This window comes from Pedobacter gandavensis, assembly GCF_014172405.1.
In the GTDB taxonomy this organism is placed as follows: Bacteria; Bacteroidota; Bacteroidia; order Sphingobacteriales; family Sphingobacteriaceae; genus Pedobacter; species Pedobacter gandavensis.
In genome coordinates, this window is the sequence record NZ_WNXC01000009.1 from 244925 (window position 1) to 266908 (window position 21984).

Here is a 21984-nt window from a genome sequence, read left to right on the forward strand (position 1 = left end):
TATGTGTTATCTATAAATCCTCCTATAATCAACCTTGTATACTAAAGGCAATATTTAATACTGATCAAATTTTTGACTGCGCTATTGTTATTTTATAATCTGACACTTTTTCTTTGAGTTTGCTGATCAAACGAATGCGATAAAGCTTAGGGCCCCAGACCGCTGCCAATCTGCTATCGTCAATAAGTTGCTCATCAATTTTCACTTCAAATTTTGATTGATCAAAACTCATCATCAAGCCCGATTTAAATAGTAATACTCCTTTTTTAATTTCTACCGTTAAGGGCGTTAAAAAATTAAGTTCTGCTGGCGCTTTATATGCGCTGAGCTTAGATTTATCAGTAAGACTAATTTCATTCTTTGACCTATTCAGGGTTATCGTTCTAATCCATTTCTCTACTGATGCAGCTGCAGGGTAAGCCCCTGCTATATCCATAGAAACACTGGCCGACTGCGCTGTATTACTGAATTTGAAGTCTGTTGCGGCAAACTGTTTACCATCTTGTTGCCCTACCCCATTTATCGTTGGACAGTTGTGCCATTGTGATTGAACATTCCAAAGTTCATAGCGTTTATTGCTAAATGTTTTACTGGTATAAACACCAACACCAGCGTCAATTAAAACAGGTTGGCCATTGCTATAGACGATGAAGTTTCCGATGTCATTATGGTTATGGCTTTCGGCATTATTTCCACCCTTTGCGGCAAAAAATAAACCTTGATTGCTACCGGCTTTTTGTCGCGCATTAAAAACCTGCAAATCAGGCAATGCAACGTATGCAGGATAAGGTGCTTTTGAAGGTGTTATTTCCAGATCTCTATAAACATTTGACATGGCCAGAAAATCACTGATATCATCAGCAGATACTTTTTTATTTTTCTTGCTAAAAAGAAAAGACGCATAGTTTTTTAACTTATCGTCTTTAAACATCAGCCCATATTGATAAACGCTTTCAGGGTTTTGACTATATTTTGCGGAAGCATCGGCAAAATTAACCACGTAATCCCCGGCGATTTGCATATTATAGGTATAAGTACCAATTTTGTGCAACAAGGTCTTATCACTCCAATCTAACTTTCCTTTTGAGGACTGATTTAAGATCAACATTAACCGGATCAACCTACCACCTGCCATATCCCAATAAGAAGGTCCCTCATCGCATCCACCATCCTCAGGGTATTGATTTATAAAATTATCTGTACTTCTTAACAACTTTGCTGTAAATGCATCCAGTTTTTCACCCGGTTTAAGCACTAACAAAGCCGCCTGCATACTGTTTGCGTTCACATAAGTGTTCCAGTTATTAACTGAATTCCCTTTAAAGCCCATCCACCAGAAATTATCGTACTTAAGATAAGGATCAAAAATTCTGCGATTAAGTTCATACAAGATTCTACCATTAACCACCTTTGAATAGTTTGCCAATTTTGGAGCAAGCATATTGTAAATAGTTGCTAATGTAAGTGCCGTACGGGAAGCACTTAAATCAATATAAGGGTTTTCAATGTTTGGTAAATCGGCTCCTTCCTTTTGCACAACGATGTGTGCAGGTGCAACCCAAGTGCTCTCTTCAAGAATAAGCCAGACTCCGTTTACAATTTGAGGGATATACTTCCCTTTGTTTTCTATAAGCTCAGCAGCAACCAGACGTGACAGCATTTTTCGGCGTTCTGATAGCAGGTTTTCATAATTCACCCTGGTTCCGGTTAATTTATAATCGAGATATAAAGAAGCCGTTAGCGAAGGCCAATTGTAAGTAAATGCCTTATCTGCCTGCTTTAAAATATTTTGTTTAATACTATCAGGCAGCTCCTGAATAGCTTTCAGTGAATTCAGACTTTGTTCATTTTGCAAGCTTACCAAATCCGGAAAAGCATTCCCGCCGGGATAAGCCTGATGATAAGATTGGATCAACCAATTCCTATCTGTTTGCTTTTGCGCGCTTACATTCAGAAATAAAGAGAGCATAAAGACTAAAAAATAAAAGAAACGGGAAACCAATATATTTTTTTTCATCCACATTAAAGCTATAAAAAAATAGGCCACCACCACCACAGTGGCAGCCTTATCCCAACCAATTGTTTTTTTTTAATTTACCCAGCCTGCATTCTGTTTCAGGTTAGGATTTCTTTCTATCTCCACAGCAGGAATTGCCCAATTGTAAAGATAATCACCTTTAAATGAGTAAGCATAAACCACTTTACCCCAAGTTTGTTTTACTCCGTTACCAGGATAAAAAACTTTTTCTTTCCAGCTTTTCCATCTCATTTCATCGAAGAAATTGATACCCTCGTTCGGGAATTCAACCCTTCTTTCATTGCGGATGCGTTCTCTTAAATCTAACTGGTTTGATACAAATGTTGGTAAAATGGCATTTGAATTTTGAAGCAAGGCAGCACCTGCACGGGCTCTTACTTCGTTTACTTTTGAAATAGCCTCTGTAGTCATCCCTTGTTCATTGAGTGCTTCAGCCCACATTAACAATACATCTGCATATCTGATTAAGACAAAATCTGTCGGGCCAAAATCTCTTCCCGGTGTTTCCGTTGTTCCTTCATAAACATATTTCCTGTATAAATAATAGAACAGACTTTGTGTATCCGTGCGTAAATCTCCGTTTGTTGCTGCTTCTGAACGGTAAGGCCATCTTGAAGTAACTACTGCATTTGCGCCACTAAATACACCTACATAAGTGGAATATGGTGTAATTACGTTTGCCGCTAATCTAGGATCACGATTGGCGTAAGCCTGAAGAATTCTTGCTTCATTGCCTGTTGGCAAATACAAACTCATTTTTGCACCTCTGGTTGTTGCCGCTGCGATTTCTGCCGTTGTTAAATTATTTCTAAGAAAATAAACTTCTCTTTCCGCCACTGATAAACTGGCATAGCCTGGTATTATAGCATCCCAATTAAATTTAGATCCATCCGCATTTTCATACAAATCGACCAAATTAGGTGATACATGATACGTGTTCCAGCAAGAACCAAAAGATGAACGTGTACCGCAATAAAATTGAGTTGTGGAACCAAAACCTGAAACACCAATATTTTGGATAGAGAAAATCATCTCATTAGATTGCTCATTGGCTGTTTTAAACAAATTAGAATAGTTTGCAAACAGGCCATAACCTGCATCTTTAACTTTAGAAAAATCTGCAGCAGCCAAATCCCATTTCTCAGTATACAAATAAGCTTTACCTCGCAAAGCATAAGCAGCACCCTTTGTAACATGACCGTATAGTCCATCACCGCTGGTATATTTGTTAGGTAAGTTTGGCTCAGCAATTACAGCCGTAAGATCAGCTATAACCTGTGCCCAAACTTCAGCTTCTGTTGAGCGTCCTTTTGTTGCTTCAGCAGCCGTAAAAGGCTCCAGGTAAATAGGAACACCTTTGTACAATTGATTAAGTCTTAAATAAAAATATGCTCTTAAAAACTTTGCTTCGGCAACAAGCCTACCTTTCTTTTCAGGTGTTGAAGGTGATTTTATAGGAATATTTTTTATTGCATCATTTGCTCTCTGAATACCTTCGTAAAGGTTTTGCCAGTGTGCACTGAAATACCCGTTACCGGAGGTGACTGTACCTGTCATTATCGCCTCTGCACCTGAAGTCTGCCCAGTTAATCCCAAGCAATCCATTTGATAAAGCTCTAAACCGGAAGCCCCACCTGAGGCATTTCCATACCTTAATAACGCATAAATACCGGTTATTCCCTGATCAGTTAAGTTATCACTGGTCCACATCGTTTCGGATGCAACTTGTGAATATGGGGCCGTATTTAACAAATCTTTCTTACAACCTGCAAGCACAGCAATTGTAAATATTATAGTGAATATCTTTTTCATTTCTTTCCTTCTAATTCTTTAAAAAGTAACATTTAATCCTACAGAATACTGACGCATAGTCGGATATCCAACATTTGCACCGATTTCAGGATCCAAGCCTGGATACTTGGTTATGGTCCACAGGTTTTCTCCTGAAAAATAAATCCTCGCTCTGCTGATCGAAGCCTTTTGAGAGATTTTTTCAGGGATAGTATAACCTATCTGCAAGTTTTTCAGTTTAAGATAAGATGCATTGTACAAATAGAAATCACTTGCCACAGCTGCATTCTGAGCATCAGTGGTATTTTTTAATCGTGGATAATGAGCTGTGATATTATTTGCAGGATCGCTCGGATTGGCATCATTATAGTAATAATGGTCATTAGCAATTAGTGTACTCACTGCATTACCTAATGATACAATTGAATTATTATAACCTGTTGCATTCCAGTAGTACCACATACCTGCACTACCCGCCCATATCATAGACATATCTATATTTTTGTAAGATAAGTTGATGCCTGCACCGTAATTATATCTTGGTGTTGATGATTTATTCATAAACTGACCATCAAAAGAGTTTCCATAAAACCCATCACCATTGTTATCTGCATAGATTAAATCGCCGTAATAAATTTTAGTTTTACTTACACCTGCAGTAGGCTGAAAAGTATAACCGGCAGCCATCATTGCATTTAACCAAGCCATATCATCAGTTGTACGGATCATACCATCTTTTGGCCCGCCGCCTACATTCACTTTTCCATCGGTAAAATAGTTACCCGAACCTTTGTAAACAGTTTGAAGGTAATACTCGTTGTATTCGTGGCCATCAAGTACTCTATTGGTTCCCCCGCTCGAAATATTTCCTAAGTTTGAGGTGTAAACGGTATTACCCGCAGCATCAGTTGTGTAACCTGCTTGAAGTGGACCTTTAAATTTCTTAATACGGTTAAAATTGTAAGCAAAATTTCCTGACACACCGTATTTAAAATCACCAGCTTTTCCATGGTATCCTAAAGAAATTTCTACTCCTTTATTTGACATTTGAGCTATGTTTTCAGTTGCTGCCGTAGCTGTACCTGTTGTTAAAGGAATGGTTGGTGGAAATAAAATTCCATCAGTATATTTCTTATACAAATCAATTTCAAAAGTTAAAGCTCCTTTTAATAAATTTCCATCTAAACCAATGTTCGTTGTAGTTGTCGATTCCCAAACTAAATTCCGATTGGCAAACTTTGTAGATATTAAACCTGTAGATGCAGCTCCATTAAATGAATAATTGGTAGGACCATATAACGCTTGATAATCGTAATTACCTAAAGAAGGGTCGGTATTCATGACGTTATTACCTGTTTTACCCCAAGATGCTCTAAGTTTCAAGTTACCCACATACTCATTTAAACCTGACATAAATGACTCTTCAGAGATCCTCCAACCTGCGGAGAATGCAGGAAAGAAACCCCAGCGATTTTCCGAAGAAAACTTTGATGAACCATCATACCTAAATACACCCTCTACCAGGTATCTGTTTTTGTAGGCATAGTTTAAACGCCCGAAATAAGAACGAAGCGCATAATCATACGCACTACCCGTGGCAGAGACTAAATTTGTAGCAGAACTTAATGTGGTTATCGTCTCATCAATTAAACCTTTTTTACTTGCACCAAAATTGTAATATTTATAATAATTCTGGTTATAACCTACCAAAGCAGCTATATCATGATCTTTAGCGATTGTAGTTTTATAATTCAGCACATTATCAATTGTGTAAGACTTGTTTTTGTTAAAACCGTAGCTTGTACTCAACTGATCAGGTGTGGTGGCTGCTGTTTTTAAAGTATTGGTAGCAAAATTCCAACGTTCATTCGTAATGGAGTGATTGTTAAACTCTTCCTGACGGGTTTGATAATTAAAACGGGTTTCAAAACTCAATCCTTTTAAGATGTCAAATTTTGCAAAAACAGTGGTATTTAGGCGACTTTCATTGTCTTCCCCACCGGTACCATACAAATAAGCTGAAATATTATTTGCTGTTGCAGATTCTTCTGCTGCTGCCGGGAATCCAAATTTCCCATCGTACATTGGGTAAACCCCTGGGGTTGTTTGACGTAAAAAGTTAAAAGCATTGTCTGTGCTTGCCAAACCATAGTTTTGGTAGGAACCAAAAGTCTGCGTTCCAACGGTTAAAAAATCGGTAATTTTTGATTGCAGGTTAATACGAAGACTGTATTTATCTGAACCTGTATTTGCCATTACACCCGGATTATTTAAAAATAGGCCTGATAGTAAATATTGTGTTTTTTCAGTACCTCCATTTAAACTGATATTGTGTTGTTGAACTAAATTATTTTCGAATATAGTTTTACCCCAATTCGTATTTGGGAAAGCCACGTTATTAGGGATACCTTGTGCTGTAAAACCACCTGGGTTTGCGTTTGCAGCTGCCCAAAGTGCAATGGTTGCATCAGTATAAACCGGTGTTTGCCCTAAATTACGATAACCTTCGTTAACCAAATTCATGTGTGTAATGTAGTCGGTAACGAATGTTGGTAAATTAGCAGGCTTTGCAATTGAAGCAAGACCACTATAAGTCACCGTTGTTTTGCCTTTAGTTCCTTTTTTAGTGGTAATTAAAATTACCCCATTTGCAGCAAGAGATCCATAGATAGAGGATGCAGCAGCATCCTTTAGGATAGAGATACTTTCTACATCATTCGGATTAACGGCGTCCATGCTTCCCACGATACCATCCACCACCACAAGCGCGTTATTGTTATTGATTGTTCCCGTACCACGAATTCGGATGGTAGCCCCATCCGAACCTGGTTTACCTGAGCCCTGCTTTACAAAAACACCTGAGCTTAGACCAGCTAAAGCAGATGAGATATTGGTTACGGGACGATTTTCAAGTGACTTAGCGTCAATTGTTGATACCGAACCAATTACATTCACTTTCTTTTGAACACCATAGCCAACCACAACAACATCGTTTAAATTGTTATTCTGCTCTTGAAGCGTTACATTCAGATTTCTTGAAGCGCCTACCGTTACTTCCTTTGTGTCATAACCAATAAAGCTCAGCACCAAGACACTTTGCTCCGAAGGAACAGCTAACGAAAATTTACCGTCAGCGGTCGTTACGGTAGCAGTTTTGGTGTCTTTCACTTTTACGCTTACGCCGGGCATTGCTTCGCCTTTTGAATCTTTTACCGTACCGGTAACCTTAATTGATTGCGCAAAAGAAGTGAATGCTGTTAAGCACATCAGCATAATTAAAGCGAATGTTTTTACTCCGCGATAATAATGGCTTGGTTTTACCAGGCCGAATTTGAGATTTTTGTAAAGTTTCCCCATTTTTTGTTTAGTTGATTAATATTGGTTGAATTCTTAATCGCAAAAATTTAAAACAGAACCTTTTTCCGGAACAGCAGTTATATTTGGTTTGGTTTATAGAGAATAGGTGGCGGCTAGATCGTTCGGTTAGTTTCAATAGTTGGTTATCTCAAAATTGGATCATAGTTAGGTTTTGGAAGGGGTACAATCTTCTTTAAATAGGGGTAAAATTCTCTTCTCCTTGTTTTTAATCACATACGAATCTGGGACTTGGGCTTTAAAAATTGAGACTTTATTTGAGGGATTTATTTTGCGGACAGAAACATAGTTGTATTTTTATTCGCTAATAGGGGACCATTACTGTAGCATCTGGCATGAAATTTCATCAAACATTATTATTGTTATTCTGCTTTTTTGTTGGTCGCGCTCAGGACAATATCAATTTTAAACACCTTAATGTAGAAGACGGGCTTTCGCAAAGTTCAGTTTTGGCCATTGCACAAGATTCAAAAGGCTTCCTGTGGTTCGGAACCCGTTTCGGGCTTAATAAATATGATTCCCGAAATTTTAAAATTTACAAGAAAGAACTCAACGAGAAAAGCCTGAGCCACTCAGAATATATTTCGACAATTTTTTCTGCTCATGATGGGACTTTATGGATTGGAACACCATATGGCTTAAATAAATACAATGAGGCAAAAGATAATTTTGACCATATTCTTCATAAAGAAAATGACGAAAGAAGCTTAAGTAACTCGAGGATAAACTGCATCTACCAGGATAAAAAAGGCCGTTTATGGGTTGGTACCACAAACGGCCTTAATCTTTTAACCTCAAAAACCGATTATTATTTTAAGCGCTTCTTATACGATAAAAACCAGTCACAGCAGGTCTATGCTATTTTAGAAGACAGCAAGGGAACAATCTGGCTGAGCACAAGCAAGGGCTTGATGAGCATGACCATTAAACAAGGTCATGCTAAAATTAAATACTTTAAAAGTTTTAGCGATCAAATTAACAAAGCTATTGATAACCACATTACCTGTTTTGCAGAAGACGGTGAAAACAACCTGTGGATTGGTACTAAACAGACCGGTTTAAATAAATTCGACCTTAAAACCGGAAACATCACAAACTATACTGCTAACAGCCCCAATGCAACGACCATCAGCAGCAACAACATCAGAAATATAACTGTGGATTTAAAAGGCAAGTTATGGATTGGAACGCTACATGGGATAACCGTTTATGATCCCAGAGCTAAAACTTTTAAGATCATCGTGAATGAACCCGGAAATAATGCCAGCTTGAGCCAAAACTCGGTTTATGATATTTTTCAGGATAAACAAGGTATCATTTGGATTGGGACATATTATGGTGGTATTAACATGGTTTATCCTGACTATACTCCTTTCAAAATATACAACAGTTCTAAAACCAGCACCGGATTAAGCAGTAGTGTGGTCAGTTCAATCACAGAAGACACCGACCACAACCTATGGATAGGCACTGAAGGAGAAGGACTTAATTATTTCGATCGAAAAAACAACACCTACATACATTACAGATATAATCCTAAGAACCCAAAAAGCCTGAGTTCTAACATTGTCAAATCCATTATAAAAGATAAGCAAAACAGGATCTGGATAGGCACCCACCTTGGTGGGCTTAATCTTTTCGATCCAGCAACAAAAACATTTACCAGATATACCAGTAAAAAAAATGACACCTCCTCTATTAGTAATGATGAAATCACTTCGATTTTTGAAGATAGTAAGGGTAGATTTTGGGTTGGAACAAATAACGGGCTAAATAGCTTTAATACGTCGACAGGCAAATTTATCCGTAAAAGGATTAACGGACTTTCTGATGCCATTTTCTTCATTTTTGAAGATTCGAAATACAACATTTGGGTGGCTACAAATTCGGGATTATATCAATTAAAAAACGGCGCTGAATCTTTTACATCCCGTAAAGCAGATGATCCTGCCAAATTACCGTACAATGATGTCAGCTGTATAAGAGAAGATAAAAGCGGCTTTATCTGGCTGGGAACCTTTCGCAATGGCTTGTTCAAGTTGGATACCAAAAAGCACAGCTATCTTCAGATCAAAGAAGCAAACGGTTTACCAAGCAATAATATTGTAGGCATTTTGGAAGACGACCAGAACAATTTATGGATAAGTACTGATAAAGGATTGTGTGCATACCATCCAATAAAACAATTGTATCATATATATAATATCAAAGACGGTTTACCAGGGAATGAGTTTAATTATAAATCGTTACTTAAAGATAGCAAAGGCGAATTTTTCTTCGGTAGCTTAAGCGGTATGATTAGCTTCTTTCCCAATGAGATCAAAGAAAATAAAAGCATCCCTAAAGCACTATTTACCGATTTAAAGCTATTTAATAATGTTGTTAAGATAGATCAGGACGAAAAACTGCTGGATAGTAACATCAGCCTAACCAAATCGATTACATTTAAATCCAATCAAAATGTCTTCTCTATTGATTTTACAGTACTCAATTTCATAAAATCGGACAAAAACCTCTATGCTTATAAACTAGTCGGCTTCGAAAAAACCTGGAACTATGTAAGTATACCTACTGCAAACTACACCAACTTATCTCCCGGAAGTTATACATTATTAGTAAAGGGCAGTAATAATGATGGGTTGTGGACAAAAAATCCAACAGAACTGAAAATCAAAGTACTACCGCCATTTTACAAAACCTGGTGGGCGTATTTGATATATTTATGTTTTATTGCCGCAATGCTGTTTGTAATCGTCAGGTATTTACTAATCAAAGCCGTTTTGACTAAAGAAAAGGAAATAAACGAGCACAAGCTTCAATTTTTCACTAATATTTCTCATGAAATCCGTACACCATTAACATTAATTATTGGTCCTCTTGAAAAATTAATAGATAAAACAAAGGATGACCCACAGTTAAACACTGAATTGCAACCAATTAAGCACAATGCAAATCGTTTAATGACCTTAGTAACAGAACTTTTAGATTTCAGGAAGGCTGAAAGTGGAAAAATGGAATTAAAAGTGAGTCCGGGTAATATCGTAAAGTTTTGCCAAGAAATTTTTCTGGCATTCGAGAATGTGATATTAGCAAAAAACATCACTTATACCTTTGAATCTGAACAAGATGAAATCGAAGTCTATTTTGATAAGGTTCAAATGGAAAAGGTAATGTTCAACTTACTCTCCAACGCTTATAAATTTTGTCCTGAAAACGGAAAAATAGGTTTTAGAATTACTGAAGATAAAAACCAGGTACATATTAAAATCCGTGATGACGGAAAAGGAATTCCAAAAGAAGTACAGGAGAATCTTTTTCAAGACTTTTACCAGGCTGAGACAAGTACCAATATAGGAACTGGTTTAGGCTTATCACTTTCAAAAAGCATTTGCGAACTTCATCATGGTTACATTCAAGTGGATAGCGAATTAGCGTCCAATATTAGACCGGGATGGGCATGCTTTATCGTTAGCCTGAAAAAGGGAAAAGCACATTTTAAAACAGAAGATTTTATTCCGGATTATATTTACTACGATGACGCCGCCAATTACAAACAGGAACAAATCACAACATATATTCCTGAAAACATTGAGCCTGCAGCTAAGCCGAAAGCAGGAAAACAGTTTACGGTTTTAATCATTGAGGATAATGCTGAAATTAGAGGTTTCATCAAAAATTCTCTCTTAGATTTCTACAATATACAGGAATGTGAAAATGGCCAACAAGGATGGGAAATCGCAATAGAACTGATTCCAGATCTAATTTTAAGCGACGTAATGATGCCAGAAATGGATGGCCTTGAACTGTGTCGAAAACTAAAAACAGATATCAGAACGAGCCATATTCCAGTTGTGCTATTAACAGCCCGATCGGCATATATCCATCAGATTAATGGTCTTGAAAGCGGAGCAGATGCTTACATCATGAAACCATTCAATCTTAAAATTTTATTATTGAATATCCAGAATTTACTTAATCTGAGAGAGACGTTTAAAAAGAAATATGCACAGGTAATTAAGCTTGAGCCAAAAGATTTGGTCATCAACAAAACTGAGCAGGATTTTTTGACAAAGGTAATACAGGTTATAGAAGAAAACATGGCTGACCCTGATTTTGGAGTTCCGGTTTTAGCGTCCGAAATTGGAATGAGCCAGTCGGTTTTGTATAAAAAAATCAGGGCGGTCACCGACTTATCTGTCAATGATTTTATAAAATCTATTCGCTTAAAAAAAGCAGCCCAGCTCCTATTGCAAAAAATTGGAAACATATCTGAAATTGCTTACAGTGTGGGTTATAATGATCGTAAATATTTCAGTCTTGAATTTAAAAAGCAATTCGGAATGAGTCCTAGTGAGTTTATGCAGCAAGATCGGCATAATCACAACGGGAATTTAGAAACCACTGAAAAAGAGGGATCCTGACCTACACCCCCTATCTATTTGCACCATTTTTCAAGTTTATCCATCAAGTCTTCCAGGCGAATAGGTTTACTATGCCTTCTTATTTACCATGCATTTGAGACTTGTTTACTCTGGACATGCCGGAATAAATCGCTTTGCCCCTATACATACAAGACAGTACATAAAACTATAATACAGAGAATTGAAAGGAATCAAAACAGGAAATTACCATAAAACAAATAAAATCAGTAATTTCACTACACTAAAATAAAAATATGAATTTCGAAAATTTAATAACCAAAATTAAACAAACTCATACCAAGCTTAACAGTAAGGCTATTAGCCAGGTCAATTATTATAACACCCTACGCAACTGGTTAATCGGTTATTTTATTGTAGAATTTGAACAACATGGAGAAGACCGTGCTACCTATGGAAATGCGGTATTAAAGAATCTGGCAGGAAAACTTCTCCATATCAAAGGAATGTCAATGACAAACTTAAAGTTGTTCAGACAGTTTTATCAAGTCTATCCTGAAATTGGTCAGACACTGTCTGACCAATTGATTCGTAAAGAAGATTCGAAATCCGCTCTTAACCCTCAGGAATTACTGACCCAGCTTAATTTCTCACATTTCATTGAACTAATCCGAGTACAAGACGCTTTAAAACGAAATTTCTATGAAGTGGAAGCTATTAAAAATGCCTGGAAAGTACGAGATCTTGCCCGTGCCATTGATACCTTATTATTCGAACGAACAGGTTTATCAGTCAATAAGGACGTTGTCATTGCAAAGGTCAAAAACAATCAAAAGATTGAAATGGCAGATATGATCAAAAATCCATATCTGCTGGAGTTTTTAGGATTAGAGGAAAAGCCTGAATACACAGAACACGATTTGGAATCGGCCATTATTGGGCACCTCCAGAATTTCTTAACAGAAATGGGCAGGGGATTTTGCTTTGAGGCGAGACAAAAACGCATTACTTTTGACAATGTCCATTATCGCATAGACCTGGTATTTTACCATCGTATTTTAAAATCTCATATCCTTCTGGATTTAAAATTAGGTCCCTACGACCATGCTGATGCTGGTCAAATGAACCTCTACCTGAATTATTATCGCAAGCATGAAATGAGTGCAGGGGATAATCCTCCTGTAGGTATTATTTTATGTGCCGATAAGAATGATGCCTTAGTTGAATACACCACAACTGGCTTACCCAATGAAGTCTTTGTCTCCAAATATCTGGTTCAGCTACCTAGCAAGGAGACCTTAGAATCATTCATCCGAAATGAAATGAATCATTAACAGTTACAACCAGAAGTTTGGCCCCCATCTATCTATTTGCACCATTTTTCAAGTTTATCCATCAAATCTTCCAGGCGAATAGGTTTACTAATATAATCGTCCATCCCAGCATCTAAACAATCTTGTTCATCCCCTTTTAGTGCATTGGCTGTTAAGGCAATAATAACCGGCTGTTTCAATTCCTTTTTTCTGATCAGTTGAGTTGCCTCTAAACCGTCCATTATCGGCATTTGCATGTCCATTAAGATAATATCATAATCTTTTTTATGAACTGCCTCAATGGCCTCTTCTCCATTTCTCACCACATCGGGTTTATAACCCAATCGCTTAAGAATATTAACGATTACCAATTGGTTTGTTAATTTATCTTCTGCTACCAGCAATTCGCAAGGATAATTTGTGGAGAAATCAGGAGACAATTTGTTGTGAAATACCTGTTCTTCTACTGTTGAATACCTTCTTATTTGCAATGCATTTGAGAGTTGTTTACTCAGAACATGTTGGCGGATAGGCTTTGTCATGACCGAATAAAACAGACCACGTTGACGCTCTTCAAATTCTTCCCCAATAGAACTGATCAAAAGCACCGGAATAAATGGATAGCGTAGCTTCATCAACTTGGCCAGCATTACACCATCCATTCCAGGCATTTGCATATCGGTAATCACTAAGTCAATTGCCGGATCAATAGACAGCACAGACAATGCCTCTTTAGCCGAACTGGCGGATATAGGTTGTAAGTTCCAATAGCTAAGCTGCTTAATTAAAATGGTCAGGCTTGTCTCATTATCATCAACAACCATTACCTTTTTACCAGCATGTTCAGTCAGGCTAGAGTTGGCGTATGGCAACAGTAACTTCGTTCCAATTTGCGTAAGCATCATAAATGAGAAGGTCGATCCCTGATCCAGCTGACTCACCACACTAATCTCGCCACCCATCAGTTTGACCAGCTGTCCTGAAATTGCCAGTCCCAAGCCAGTACCACCATACTTACGGGTTGTAGAAGAATCAACCTGCGAAAAAGAATTAAACAAATTATCCAATTTATCAGCCGCTATTCCAATACCTGTATCACGTACTGCAAATTTCAATTCGAACTGTCCATTTTGTAAAACATTTCCTACAGAAACTGCTACGAAAACCTCACCTTGCTCGGTAAATTTCATAGAATTTCCAACCAAATTTATCAATACCTGTCTTAGTCGTAGCTGATCACCAACAATTTGAGCAGGAACATCTTCTTCTATATAATACAGTAAATCCAAATGAAGTTCAGCAGATTTAACTGCAAATATATCCAGGACATCTTCAATGCATTTACGCAAATTAAAATCTTCTGACTCTAATTCCATGTTGCCAGATTCTATTTTAGAAAAGTCCAGTATATCGTTGATCACATTAATCAATGATTCTCCGCAATTCGCAATTACATCTGCAAACAGATATTGTTCTTTATTCAAGTCAGTTTCCTTTAATAGCATCGCCATCCCCATTACCCCATTCATCGGACTGCGGATCTCATGACTCATGTTAGCCAGAAAGATACTTTTGGCCTGATTGGCCCGATCAGCCTCAGCTCTGGCTTTTTCCAATTCTAAATTAGATAGCTTAAGCTTCTCATTGGCGCTTTCCAAGATCGCTTCATTCTGTTTCCGAATCGATGAGAGTTGAGCTTCTTTTTGTAGTTCGGCCATGGCTAAGGTCTGGGCTACCTGCTTTTCACTAGATTTCCTTAGTAAGTAGGCCCATAACCCACAGATAAAAAAAATCATGGCAGACAGCAATATATGAACTATAAAAGTCTGCAAATCAAAATTATCCAACTGTGTAAAATAGATTCCAGTTACCCCACTATTTTGCAAATAGCCAAATAACGCATGGTGAACCATCACCACAATTAGCATCGGTATTTGTAATTTCCATTTCTCATAGGAAATTAACAAAGTGCTGCCTATAAAGGCAAAGAAATGCATTTCGAATAATCCATGCATCTGGTAAATAAACTGTGCCATAAAAACACCCAGCACTGCACTTAAAACGTATTGATAAAGATCGGATGATGGTAAAAAATGCTTCACGGAATAATAAGCCAGCAAGCAAAGACCACCTACTCCAAATGCAATTAACCAGGTATCATAAAATTGCGCAAAGATAAGCCCTACAATGAAGTAACCCCATAAAAAGTAATTCATTAGATGATCTGTTCTTTCCTTAACACCCAAGAAAATCAGGCGGTTTTGGTGATCAGAATTAGTGATATGAGGATTCGAAATCATTGCTTAAATCAGTTCAAAAATTAATTATTATTTACAGTCCGGCAAAGTACAACCATAGGATTTTAGTGCTGCCTCACTGAAAACCAGATCAGTTTCTTTTTTCAACAAACCATTCAGTGCTATTTTTGCGAAGCTGGTTTTTTCATCTGTACAATAGCGAGTGGTGTTATAGTTACCCCTATAATATAAATGTTGCGCCTGATCTAATAAAACTGCCTGAGGAGTAGAATATACACCACAAGCTAGGGCAAGAGCTTTATCAAATAGAATAGGGATTTGGAGACCAAATTTATTTTGGATGGTTTCTGGAGTAAAAGATTTTGAACTCAATACCACTACTTTAAAATCAATACGATCGCCATATTCTTTAACCAGTGATTTAAAATGCTTCATGTTAAATCGTGAACAAGGGCAGTCTGGATTAAAAAAATGGAGAAAAATAGGTTTACTATGGTTATTGTTTAAAGCTTCATTAACGATCAAATGCCCTGTCTCCGGTGATTTATAGTCTTTAGGAATTGGAGTTGGCAATTGGTAAATGATGTCGTTGTACCAAAACAGATATCCAATGGCAGAAAACAACAATATTAGCCAAAAAAACACGAGCGCTTTTTTCATATTGAAATACAAAATAATGGTAAGTTGTGTTTGTAACACCAATAACGTCATTTAATATAAAAAACAGAAGGAAATCTAAAACATATCGAAAAATTCTACAAAGAATATAAAGCAACAATTGCCGACTCTTATTATGAATCAGTCTAAATAAACATATATTTGCGGCGAATTCTTAATCAATATTAAAAGTGTTACAACTATTTCGTTCAGTTATTTTTAAAAACAGCGACTTAAACAGTTCAGTTTCTTGCTTTAACATAAAGGCATTTATAATCATTGCTTTTATTTTAACATCAGCAACTTCAGCCCTTGCCCAGTTTACCATTAGCGGAAAGGTTTTGAACCGAAAAGATCGAAAACCAGTAGAATTTGCTACAGTTTCTATCCCTTTAAGCGGCATCTGGACTATGGCCGACGCAAATGGCAAGTTTGTGCTTAAAAATGTGCCTGCAGGTGAGGTGAAATTGGCTGTCCAATATTTAGGTTTTGTAAAGATGGAGTATCAATACCTGCTAAATAAAAATCTTGATGTGCAACTATTAATGGATGAGGACAACTTAACCCTGGATTTAGTAGAAATAAATGCAAAAAAAGGTACTGATCTGGCCACCTCCTATACTATGGACAGAAAGGCGCTCGATCACTTGCAGATGCTCCAGGTTACCGACATCGCTAGTTTGTTGCCGGGAAGAAAAACGAATACCAGTCTACATTTAGCGACCACCGCGCCGCAGCGGATTAGCCTCAATGGCACGAGTTCGGAATTAGGGAATGCTACTTTTGGTGTTGGAATAGAGGTTGATGGAGTACGCATCACCAATAACTCCTTTAAGGATCCGACCAAAAGCCCAAACGTCGGTCCAGAAGGCCCGGATCTAAAAAACATCTCTACCACAAATATTGAATCAGTAGAGGTCATCACTGGTTTACCTTCCGTTGAGTATGGAGATATGACCAATGGAATGGTCAAAATTAATAGCAGAAAAGGAGTTTCGCCTTACCTGATTGAAATGTCAACACGTCCAAACTCCAAGCTGGTTGCTTTGAGTAAAGGATTGAGCCTGGGAAAAGAAGCCGGGGTTTTAAATTTCAATGTGGAGCATACAAAATCTATATCAGATCTGGCTTCTCCTTACACTTCGTATGATAGAAATAGCCTTTCATTGAACTATAACAATACATTCAATAAAAATAACAACCGTCCACTTACGCTCAATTTCGGTGTAACAGGTAATCTTGGTGGCTATGATTCAAAAACAGATCCTGATCTCAACGCTGACACCTATACCAAACAAAATGACAATGCGCTCAGGGCAAATTTTTCGGCAAAATGGTTATTGAAGTTACCATGGATTACCAGTTTGGATGCAAGCGGAACTTTAAATTACAACAATAAGTTAACTGAGGTCAGAACTTTACAGTCGACCACAGCTTCCCAGGCCTCTATCCGCACAAAAGAACAAGGGTATCATGTAGGGGAATTATACGATAACAACCCAAATGCTGCAATTATATTGATACCAAAGGGAATCTGGTATGAAAGTGAATTCAACGATAATAAATTCATCAATTACAATGGCCGTTTAAAAGCAAATTTGGCTAAAAAAATAGGTTTGTCGCACAACAACTTTATGCTGGGTGCCGACTATAGCGTAAGTGGGAACAATGGCCAGGGCCTTTATTATGACGATTTACGTTATGCCCCTACCTGGAGGCCTTATCCTTATAAAGATGAATCTTTCGTAAACAATTATGCATTTTTTGCTGAAGATGCACTGACGGTTCCCCTGGGAGAAAACACGCTGCAAATGGTAGCCGGAATTCGTTCTGAGATTACCGATATTAAAGGATCCGAATATGGCTCCATCAGCAACTGGTCTCCCCGATTTAATGCAAAGTATTCATTCTGGACCGGAAAGAATCAATTGTTCAGTGATTTCAGTATAAAGGCATCCTGGGGAAAAACCGTAAAGCTACCCGGTTTTGATGCACTTTACATTACGCCAGGCTATCGGGATATTTTAGCATTTTCCCCAGGTACCAATGCCAATGGGGAAACCTATTATGCTTACTACACTCAGCAAAAAAATAGAATTTTTAATCCGGATCTAAAGTGGCAAAGCAATGAGCAAAAAGAAATTGCAGTTAACTTTAATCTAAAGGGCACCAGGGTGTACATTTCATTATCTGATGACTATACAAGAAATCCATATCAGTACAATGAGGATTATTCGGCTTACTTCTACAAATTCACCAGCCAGACTGATCTTCAGGGCTCAGCAATTCCTAGTGCAAACAGAATTTACAACATAGACAAAAATAGTGGTATCGTGACCGTAACTGATAAAACAGGCGTACTTCCTGTGGAGCAGCTGAGTTATACCGATATGTATGGTTTCAATGGTAATGGCAAGTATGAAAATGGTTCGCCGGTATCCCGTAAAAACATCAACTGGATTATAGATTTTAAACGTATAGAAGCCTTAAAGACTTCCATTACCGTAGACGGTAACTACTATTTCTATAAAGGTCTGGAAAAAACGATATCTGCTTATATGCCCAATTCAACCCAGAACATGGCCGATGGACGTCCTTACAAATACATTGGCTACTTTATTGGCGGCGGAACTGCGGCCAATGGTTCGATCAATAAATCGCTGAACATGAATTTTACGGTAACGACACACATCCCGGCGATCAGGTTAGTTGTTTCCGCCAGGTTAGAAGGATCGTTTTACAGATTTTCAAAGAACCTATCTGAAAGCGACCTGGGCACAAGAGCCTATGTTATTGATAGTAAAGAGAGTTATCTTCCTTCTGCTACTCAGCAAGATATTTATGGTGGCAATCGTTTTGTAGCCGTCTATCCAGACTATTATGTAGACTTTGGGGATTTGAATCATAAAATACCCTTTCTAGAGAAATTTACATGGGCGAAAGACAATGATGTGGCACTGTATAATGAACTGGCCAAAATGGTCGTCAAGAGTAACACGAACTACTATTTTAATGAGAACAAAATTTCCAGTTATTATTCTGCCAATCTTGCTGTAACCAAGGAAATAGGCAAATATGCCTCTCTATCATTTTTTGCCAATAACTTTTTCAACAATATGGCAAAGGTGAGATCTACCTGGTCGGGTGCTGAGTCTTCTTTATTCGGCAGCTCTTATATCCCGGCGTTTAATTATGGTACAACATTGAGGTTAAAATTTTAATTCATAGATCGAGAAAATAATGAAGAAGATCATCCTGCTCGTAGCAATTGTGGTGCTTAGCATTTCCTGTAAAAAGGAAAAGTCCTTTGATTTACATCAAGTAACCGTACAACTGGAGTATCCTCAAGGTAGTACACTTACCGCCGTTGAAGGCGTTAAGGTGAAATTTACAGGGAAAGGAAGTGTTTTTGAAGGTAAAACTGATGCCCAGGGTAAGGTTAGCCTTACCGTTCCTTCGGATGTTTATGACATTGCATCATCAGAAACCCGTAAAAGCGGTTCAAATGTCTATAATTACAATGCTTTAAATACCAATCAGGTTATTGTTAATAATTGGAAGGATGGAGATGTGATTACGATGAAGTTACAGGAATCTAAGTCTTCACAACTGGTCATAAAAGAGGTTTTTGTTGGCGGAACACCTTTTGATAATGGTTCAAGTACGTTTAATTATGACAGTTACATCATTATATATAACAACTCTGATTTCCCCAGCACTACAAATAATTTATGTATTGCAGCGATTGGACCTGCAAATGCCCATGCCACCAATACATTCTACGGTATAGATGGCAAATTAATTTATGAGAATGAAGGCTATATACCTGCCTCAGGTGGTTTCTGGTATTTCACACAGCCTTTAACCCTTCAGCCCGGAGAACAAGCAGTAGTGGCCTTGTACCAGGCTGTAGACAATACACAAACGCACAGTAAATCAATCAATCTGGCAAATGCAAACTACTATGCGATGTACGATATGGCGAGTACTTATAAGAATACAACTTATTATAAATCTCCCTCTGCATTAATACCTACCAATCATTATTTAAAGGCGGTGAGTTACAGTACAGGAAATGCCTGGACACCTGGAATATTGAGTCCTGGTGTATTTATTTTTGAACCGGAAGGAATTACTCCGGCAGCACTAGGTTCTGATGCGGGCTATACTGTTCTTAGTTCCAATAAGAAAATCAAGGTAGAGTGGGTTCTAGATGGTATCGAATCTTATCTATTAAATAATCAGAATAGCAAAAAACGTTTCTTACCAACGGTAGATGGCGGTTATGTTTATCACATGAATAAGATGGGGTACTCTATCTATAGGAATGTAGATAAAGAAGCGACCTTGGCTATCCCCGAAAATGCAGGTAAAATCGTGTATGGTTATAATTTAGGAACGGTTGATATAGGCGGAAGTACAGATCCATCTGATATCAATGCAGAAGCGTCTATTAAAAATGGAGCACGCATTATTTATAAAGACTCAAACAATTCCAGTAACGATAACCACTTACGTTTAAAAGCATCCTTAAGTAACTATTAAAGCCCAATGAAGTCTACATCAAAATATTTTATATACGTTCTTTTGGCTGGAGTATTTACCAGCGGTCAGCTATTGGCGCAGGAGACAGCGGGTATCGATGCTGATATCGATTATATTCGCAAAAGCAACGCATGGCTCAGTTCTAAAAATGCTGCTGGACTAACGCATTACAATACAGTAAATGTGACCAATGCTGTGCTTAATTTTCAGAAAAAAGACGGAGGTTTCCGGAACTACTTTCAATCTGATGATAGCCAGGAATATGGTTTACAGGCCGACTCCTATTCACGTTTAAACAAGAATGTCGTATTTTCCGGAGGTTTTGGTTATAAAAATTTTAAGGGTAAAAACATGAGCGGATCTGCCTTTATAGATCCTTACCAGACTCCTTTCGATATTGTAGAACTTGATGCAGCCAATAAAGGAACCAAAGAGCTTGAACTTTACCGCTTAAATGGTGCTGTAGGTGCACAGGTAAGCTCAAAACTAAGTATTGGGGCTAAATTGGATTACCAGGCAGGTAATTACGCTAAAAGACGAGATCTACGTCATATCAACAAATTGTTGGTTATGGATTTAAGTGCTGGTGCACTTTACCAGGTCAGCGATGCAGTAGAAATTGGAGCGAATTATAACTACAGTCGTCGCATCGAAAGCCTCAGCTTTAAAGTTGCCGGTAATAAAGACAGACAGTATCTTTCTTTGATCAGTTTTGGTTCATTTTACGGTCGCACAGAACTATTCGATCAATATGGCTATACCGCAGGTGGCACTACAAATCCATTAAAAGATATCAGGCAGGGTGCTTCATTACAGCTAAATATTAGCTTCGATAAGAATGTAACCTTATTTAATGAGTTCAGCTATGCCGATAGAAACGGTTTCTATGGAGAAGAGGGTACCTCATCCATACTTTTAACCAGGCATCATGGCTCTGATTTTGCCTACAATGGGCGACTATCCATTAAAGCTGCTGAAATTGAACATCAGATCGGTTTAAAAGCAGATTATAATTTCCTCGAGAATAGGGAGACGATCTACAGAAGGGAAACTACCATTGGAGAACTTAACAGGATTGTTTATTATGGCGACAGAAAAGTATTTTCGGCTGAGACCTTAAATGCAGGGTTAACCTACGACCTGTTTATGGGTGTAAAAAACAACCATCCTACATGGGCTGTCAATTTTACTGCGGATTATATGAGCAGAGATCAGAGTACGGGTCTTTATCCATATTACAGAGATCAGAAAATAAATAGCTATCAATTTTCCGGGCAGGTTACCAGGTCATACCATCAACAAAAAAACACTTTTGATATCGGTTTAGGTATTGGTTATGGAGCTGGAACTGGAGCAATGGCCAAAGATGGAACCCTGGCTACTCCAGCTGAAGGCAACCCCGCTCCAACTACGATGCCACAGTTCCTCCAGGAAGAATATGAGTTTCTTACTGCATCCCGCATCAAGGGGAACCTGATGCTTAAATATACAAAAGCCCTAAAAGATAATTTAGGAGCCTATTTAAAGTTAGATTATTCTCATATATATTCGGGGGATGTTACCTTTCTCGGAAAGCATTTTAACACCACCAATATCAGTATAGGTTGTAATTTTTAAGGTCCAATTGG

Annotated in this window: 10 protein-coding genes; 5 read left to right on the forward strand and 5 right to left on the reverse strand. The window is 37.8% G+C overall.

The window, feature by feature from the left end; genetic code table 11:
• Positions 1-64 precede the first annotated feature (64 nt).
• The 3 genes from GM920_RS21105 to GM920_RS21115 all read right to left on the reverse strand — a co-directional run bounded on the left by GM920_RS21105 (position 65) and on the right by GM920_RS21115 (position 7186).
• Positions 65-2017, reverse strand: coding sequence for a heparinase II/III domain-containing protein (locus tag GM920_RS21105; RefSeq protein ID WP_182961216.1), 1953 nt, complete (start codon positions 2015-2017; stop codon positions 65-67).
• A gap of 72 nt (positions 2018-2089) precedes the next feature.
• A complete protein-coding gene (locus GM920_RS21110; protein ID WP_182961218.1) occupies positions 2090-3850 on the reverse strand; it encodes a RagB/SusD family nutrient uptake outer membrane protein in 1761 nt (586 codons plus the stop codon).
• A gap of 18 nt (positions 3851-3868) precedes the next feature.
• Entirely contained in the window at positions 3869-7186 is a 3318-nt protein-coding gene (locus GM920_RS21115) for a SusC/RagA family TonB-linked outer membrane protein (protein WP_182961220.1), read from the reverse strand.
• A 353-nt stretch (positions 7187-7539) separates the two neighbouring features.
• Between GM920_RS21115 and GM920_RS21120 the strand changes: the two genes are divergently transcribed.
• Complete coding sequence (locus GM920_RS21120; protein ID WP_182961222.1) at positions 7540-11625, forward strand: hybrid sensor histidine kinase/response regulator transcription factor; 4086 nt, start codon at positions 7540-7542, stop codon at positions 11623-11625.
• A gap of 254 nt (positions 11626-11879) precedes the next feature.
• Positions 11880-12917 carry a PDDEXK nuclease domain-containing protein gene (locus GM920_RS21125; RefSeq protein WP_182961224.1) on the forward strand — a complete coding sequence of 346 codons (1038 nt, stop codon included), beginning with the start codon at positions 11880-11882 and terminating at the stop codon, positions 12915-12917.
• Between the two features lie 32 nt (positions 12918-12949).
• On the opposite strand, the gene GM920_RS21130 is transcribed toward GM920_RS21125, so the two are convergent.
• Together GM920_RS21130 and GM920_RS21135 are read right to left on the reverse strand one after the other, a co-directional pair.
• Positions 12950-15112, reverse strand: a complete 2163-nt coding sequence (locus GM920_RS21130; RefSeq protein ID WP_182961226.1) for a response regulator — start codon at positions 15110-15112, stop codon at positions 12950-12952.
• 111 nt (positions 15113-15223) lie between these two features.
• Positions 15224-15814: a TlpA family protein disulfide reductase gene (locus tag GM920_RS21135; RefSeq protein WP_182961228.1), complete on the reverse strand. Its 591-nt coding sequence runs from the start codon at positions 15812-15814 to the stop codon at positions 15224-15226.
• A 188-nt stretch (positions 15815-16002) separates the two neighbouring features.
• On the opposite strand from GM920_RS21135, the gene GM920_RS21140 reads away from it, so the two are divergent.
• Genes GM920_RS21140 through GM920_RS21150 form a run of 3 tightly spaced genes read left to right on the forward strand, consistent with a single transcriptional unit; the run spans position 16003 to position 21973 of the window.
• Positions 16003-19032 (forward strand): TonB-dependent receptor, encoded by a 3030-nt coding sequence (locus tag GM920_RS21140; protein ID WP_202986159.1) that lies wholly within the window; start codon positions 16003-16005, stop codon positions 19030-19032.
• 19 nt (positions 19033-19051) lie between these two features.
• Positions 19052-20356, forward strand: coding sequence for a DUF4876 domain-containing protein (locus tag GM920_RS21145; RefSeq protein WP_182961230.1), 1305 nt, complete (start codon positions 19052-19054; stop codon positions 20354-20356).
• 6 nt (positions 20357-20362) lie between these two features.
• Positions 20363-21973: a DUF6850 family outer membrane beta-barrel protein gene (locus tag GM920_RS21150; RefSeq protein ID WP_182961232.1), complete on the forward strand. Its 1611-nt coding sequence runs from the start codon at positions 20363-20365 to the stop codon at positions 21971-21973.
• Positions 21974-21984 lie beyond the last annotated feature (11 nt).

Bases quoted from the DNA above. Each gene is read 5' to 3' on its own strand.
- GM920_RS21105 (WP_182961216.1), bottom strand. From the start codon at position 2,017: ATGAAAAAAAATATATTGGTTTCCCGTTTCTTTTATTTTTTAGTCTTT.
- GM920_RS21110 (WP_182961218.1), bottom strand. From the start codon at position 3,850: ATGAAAAAGATATTCACTATAATATTTACAATTGCTGTGCTTGCAGGT.
- GM920_RS21115 (WP_182961220.1), bottom strand. From the start codon at position 7,186: ATGGGGAAACTTTACAAAAATCTCAAATTCGGCCTGGTAAAACCAAGC.
- GM920_RS21120 (WP_182961222.1), top strand. From the start codon at position 7,540: ATGAAATTTCATCAAACATTATTATTGTTATTCTGCTTTTTTGTTGGT.
- GM920_RS21125 (WP_182961224.1), top strand. From the start codon at position 11,880: ATGAATTTCGAAAATTTAATAACCAAAATTAAACAAACTCATACCAAG.
- GM920_RS21130 (WP_182961226.1), bottom strand. From the start codon at position 15,112: ATGAATTACTTTTTATGGGGTTACTTCATTGTAGGGCTTATCTTTGCG.
- GM920_RS21135 (WP_182961228.1), bottom strand. From the start codon at position 15,814: ATGAAAAAAGCGCTCGTGTTTTTTTGGCTAATATTGTTGTTTTCTGCC.
- GM920_RS21145 (WP_182961230.1), top strand. From the start codon at position 19,052: ATGAAGAAGATCATCCTGCTCGTAGCAATTGTGGTGCTTAGCATTTCC.
- GM920_RS21150 (WP_182961232.1), top strand. From the start codon at position 20,363: ATGAAGTCTACATCAAAATATTTTATATACGTTCTTTTGGCTGGAGTA.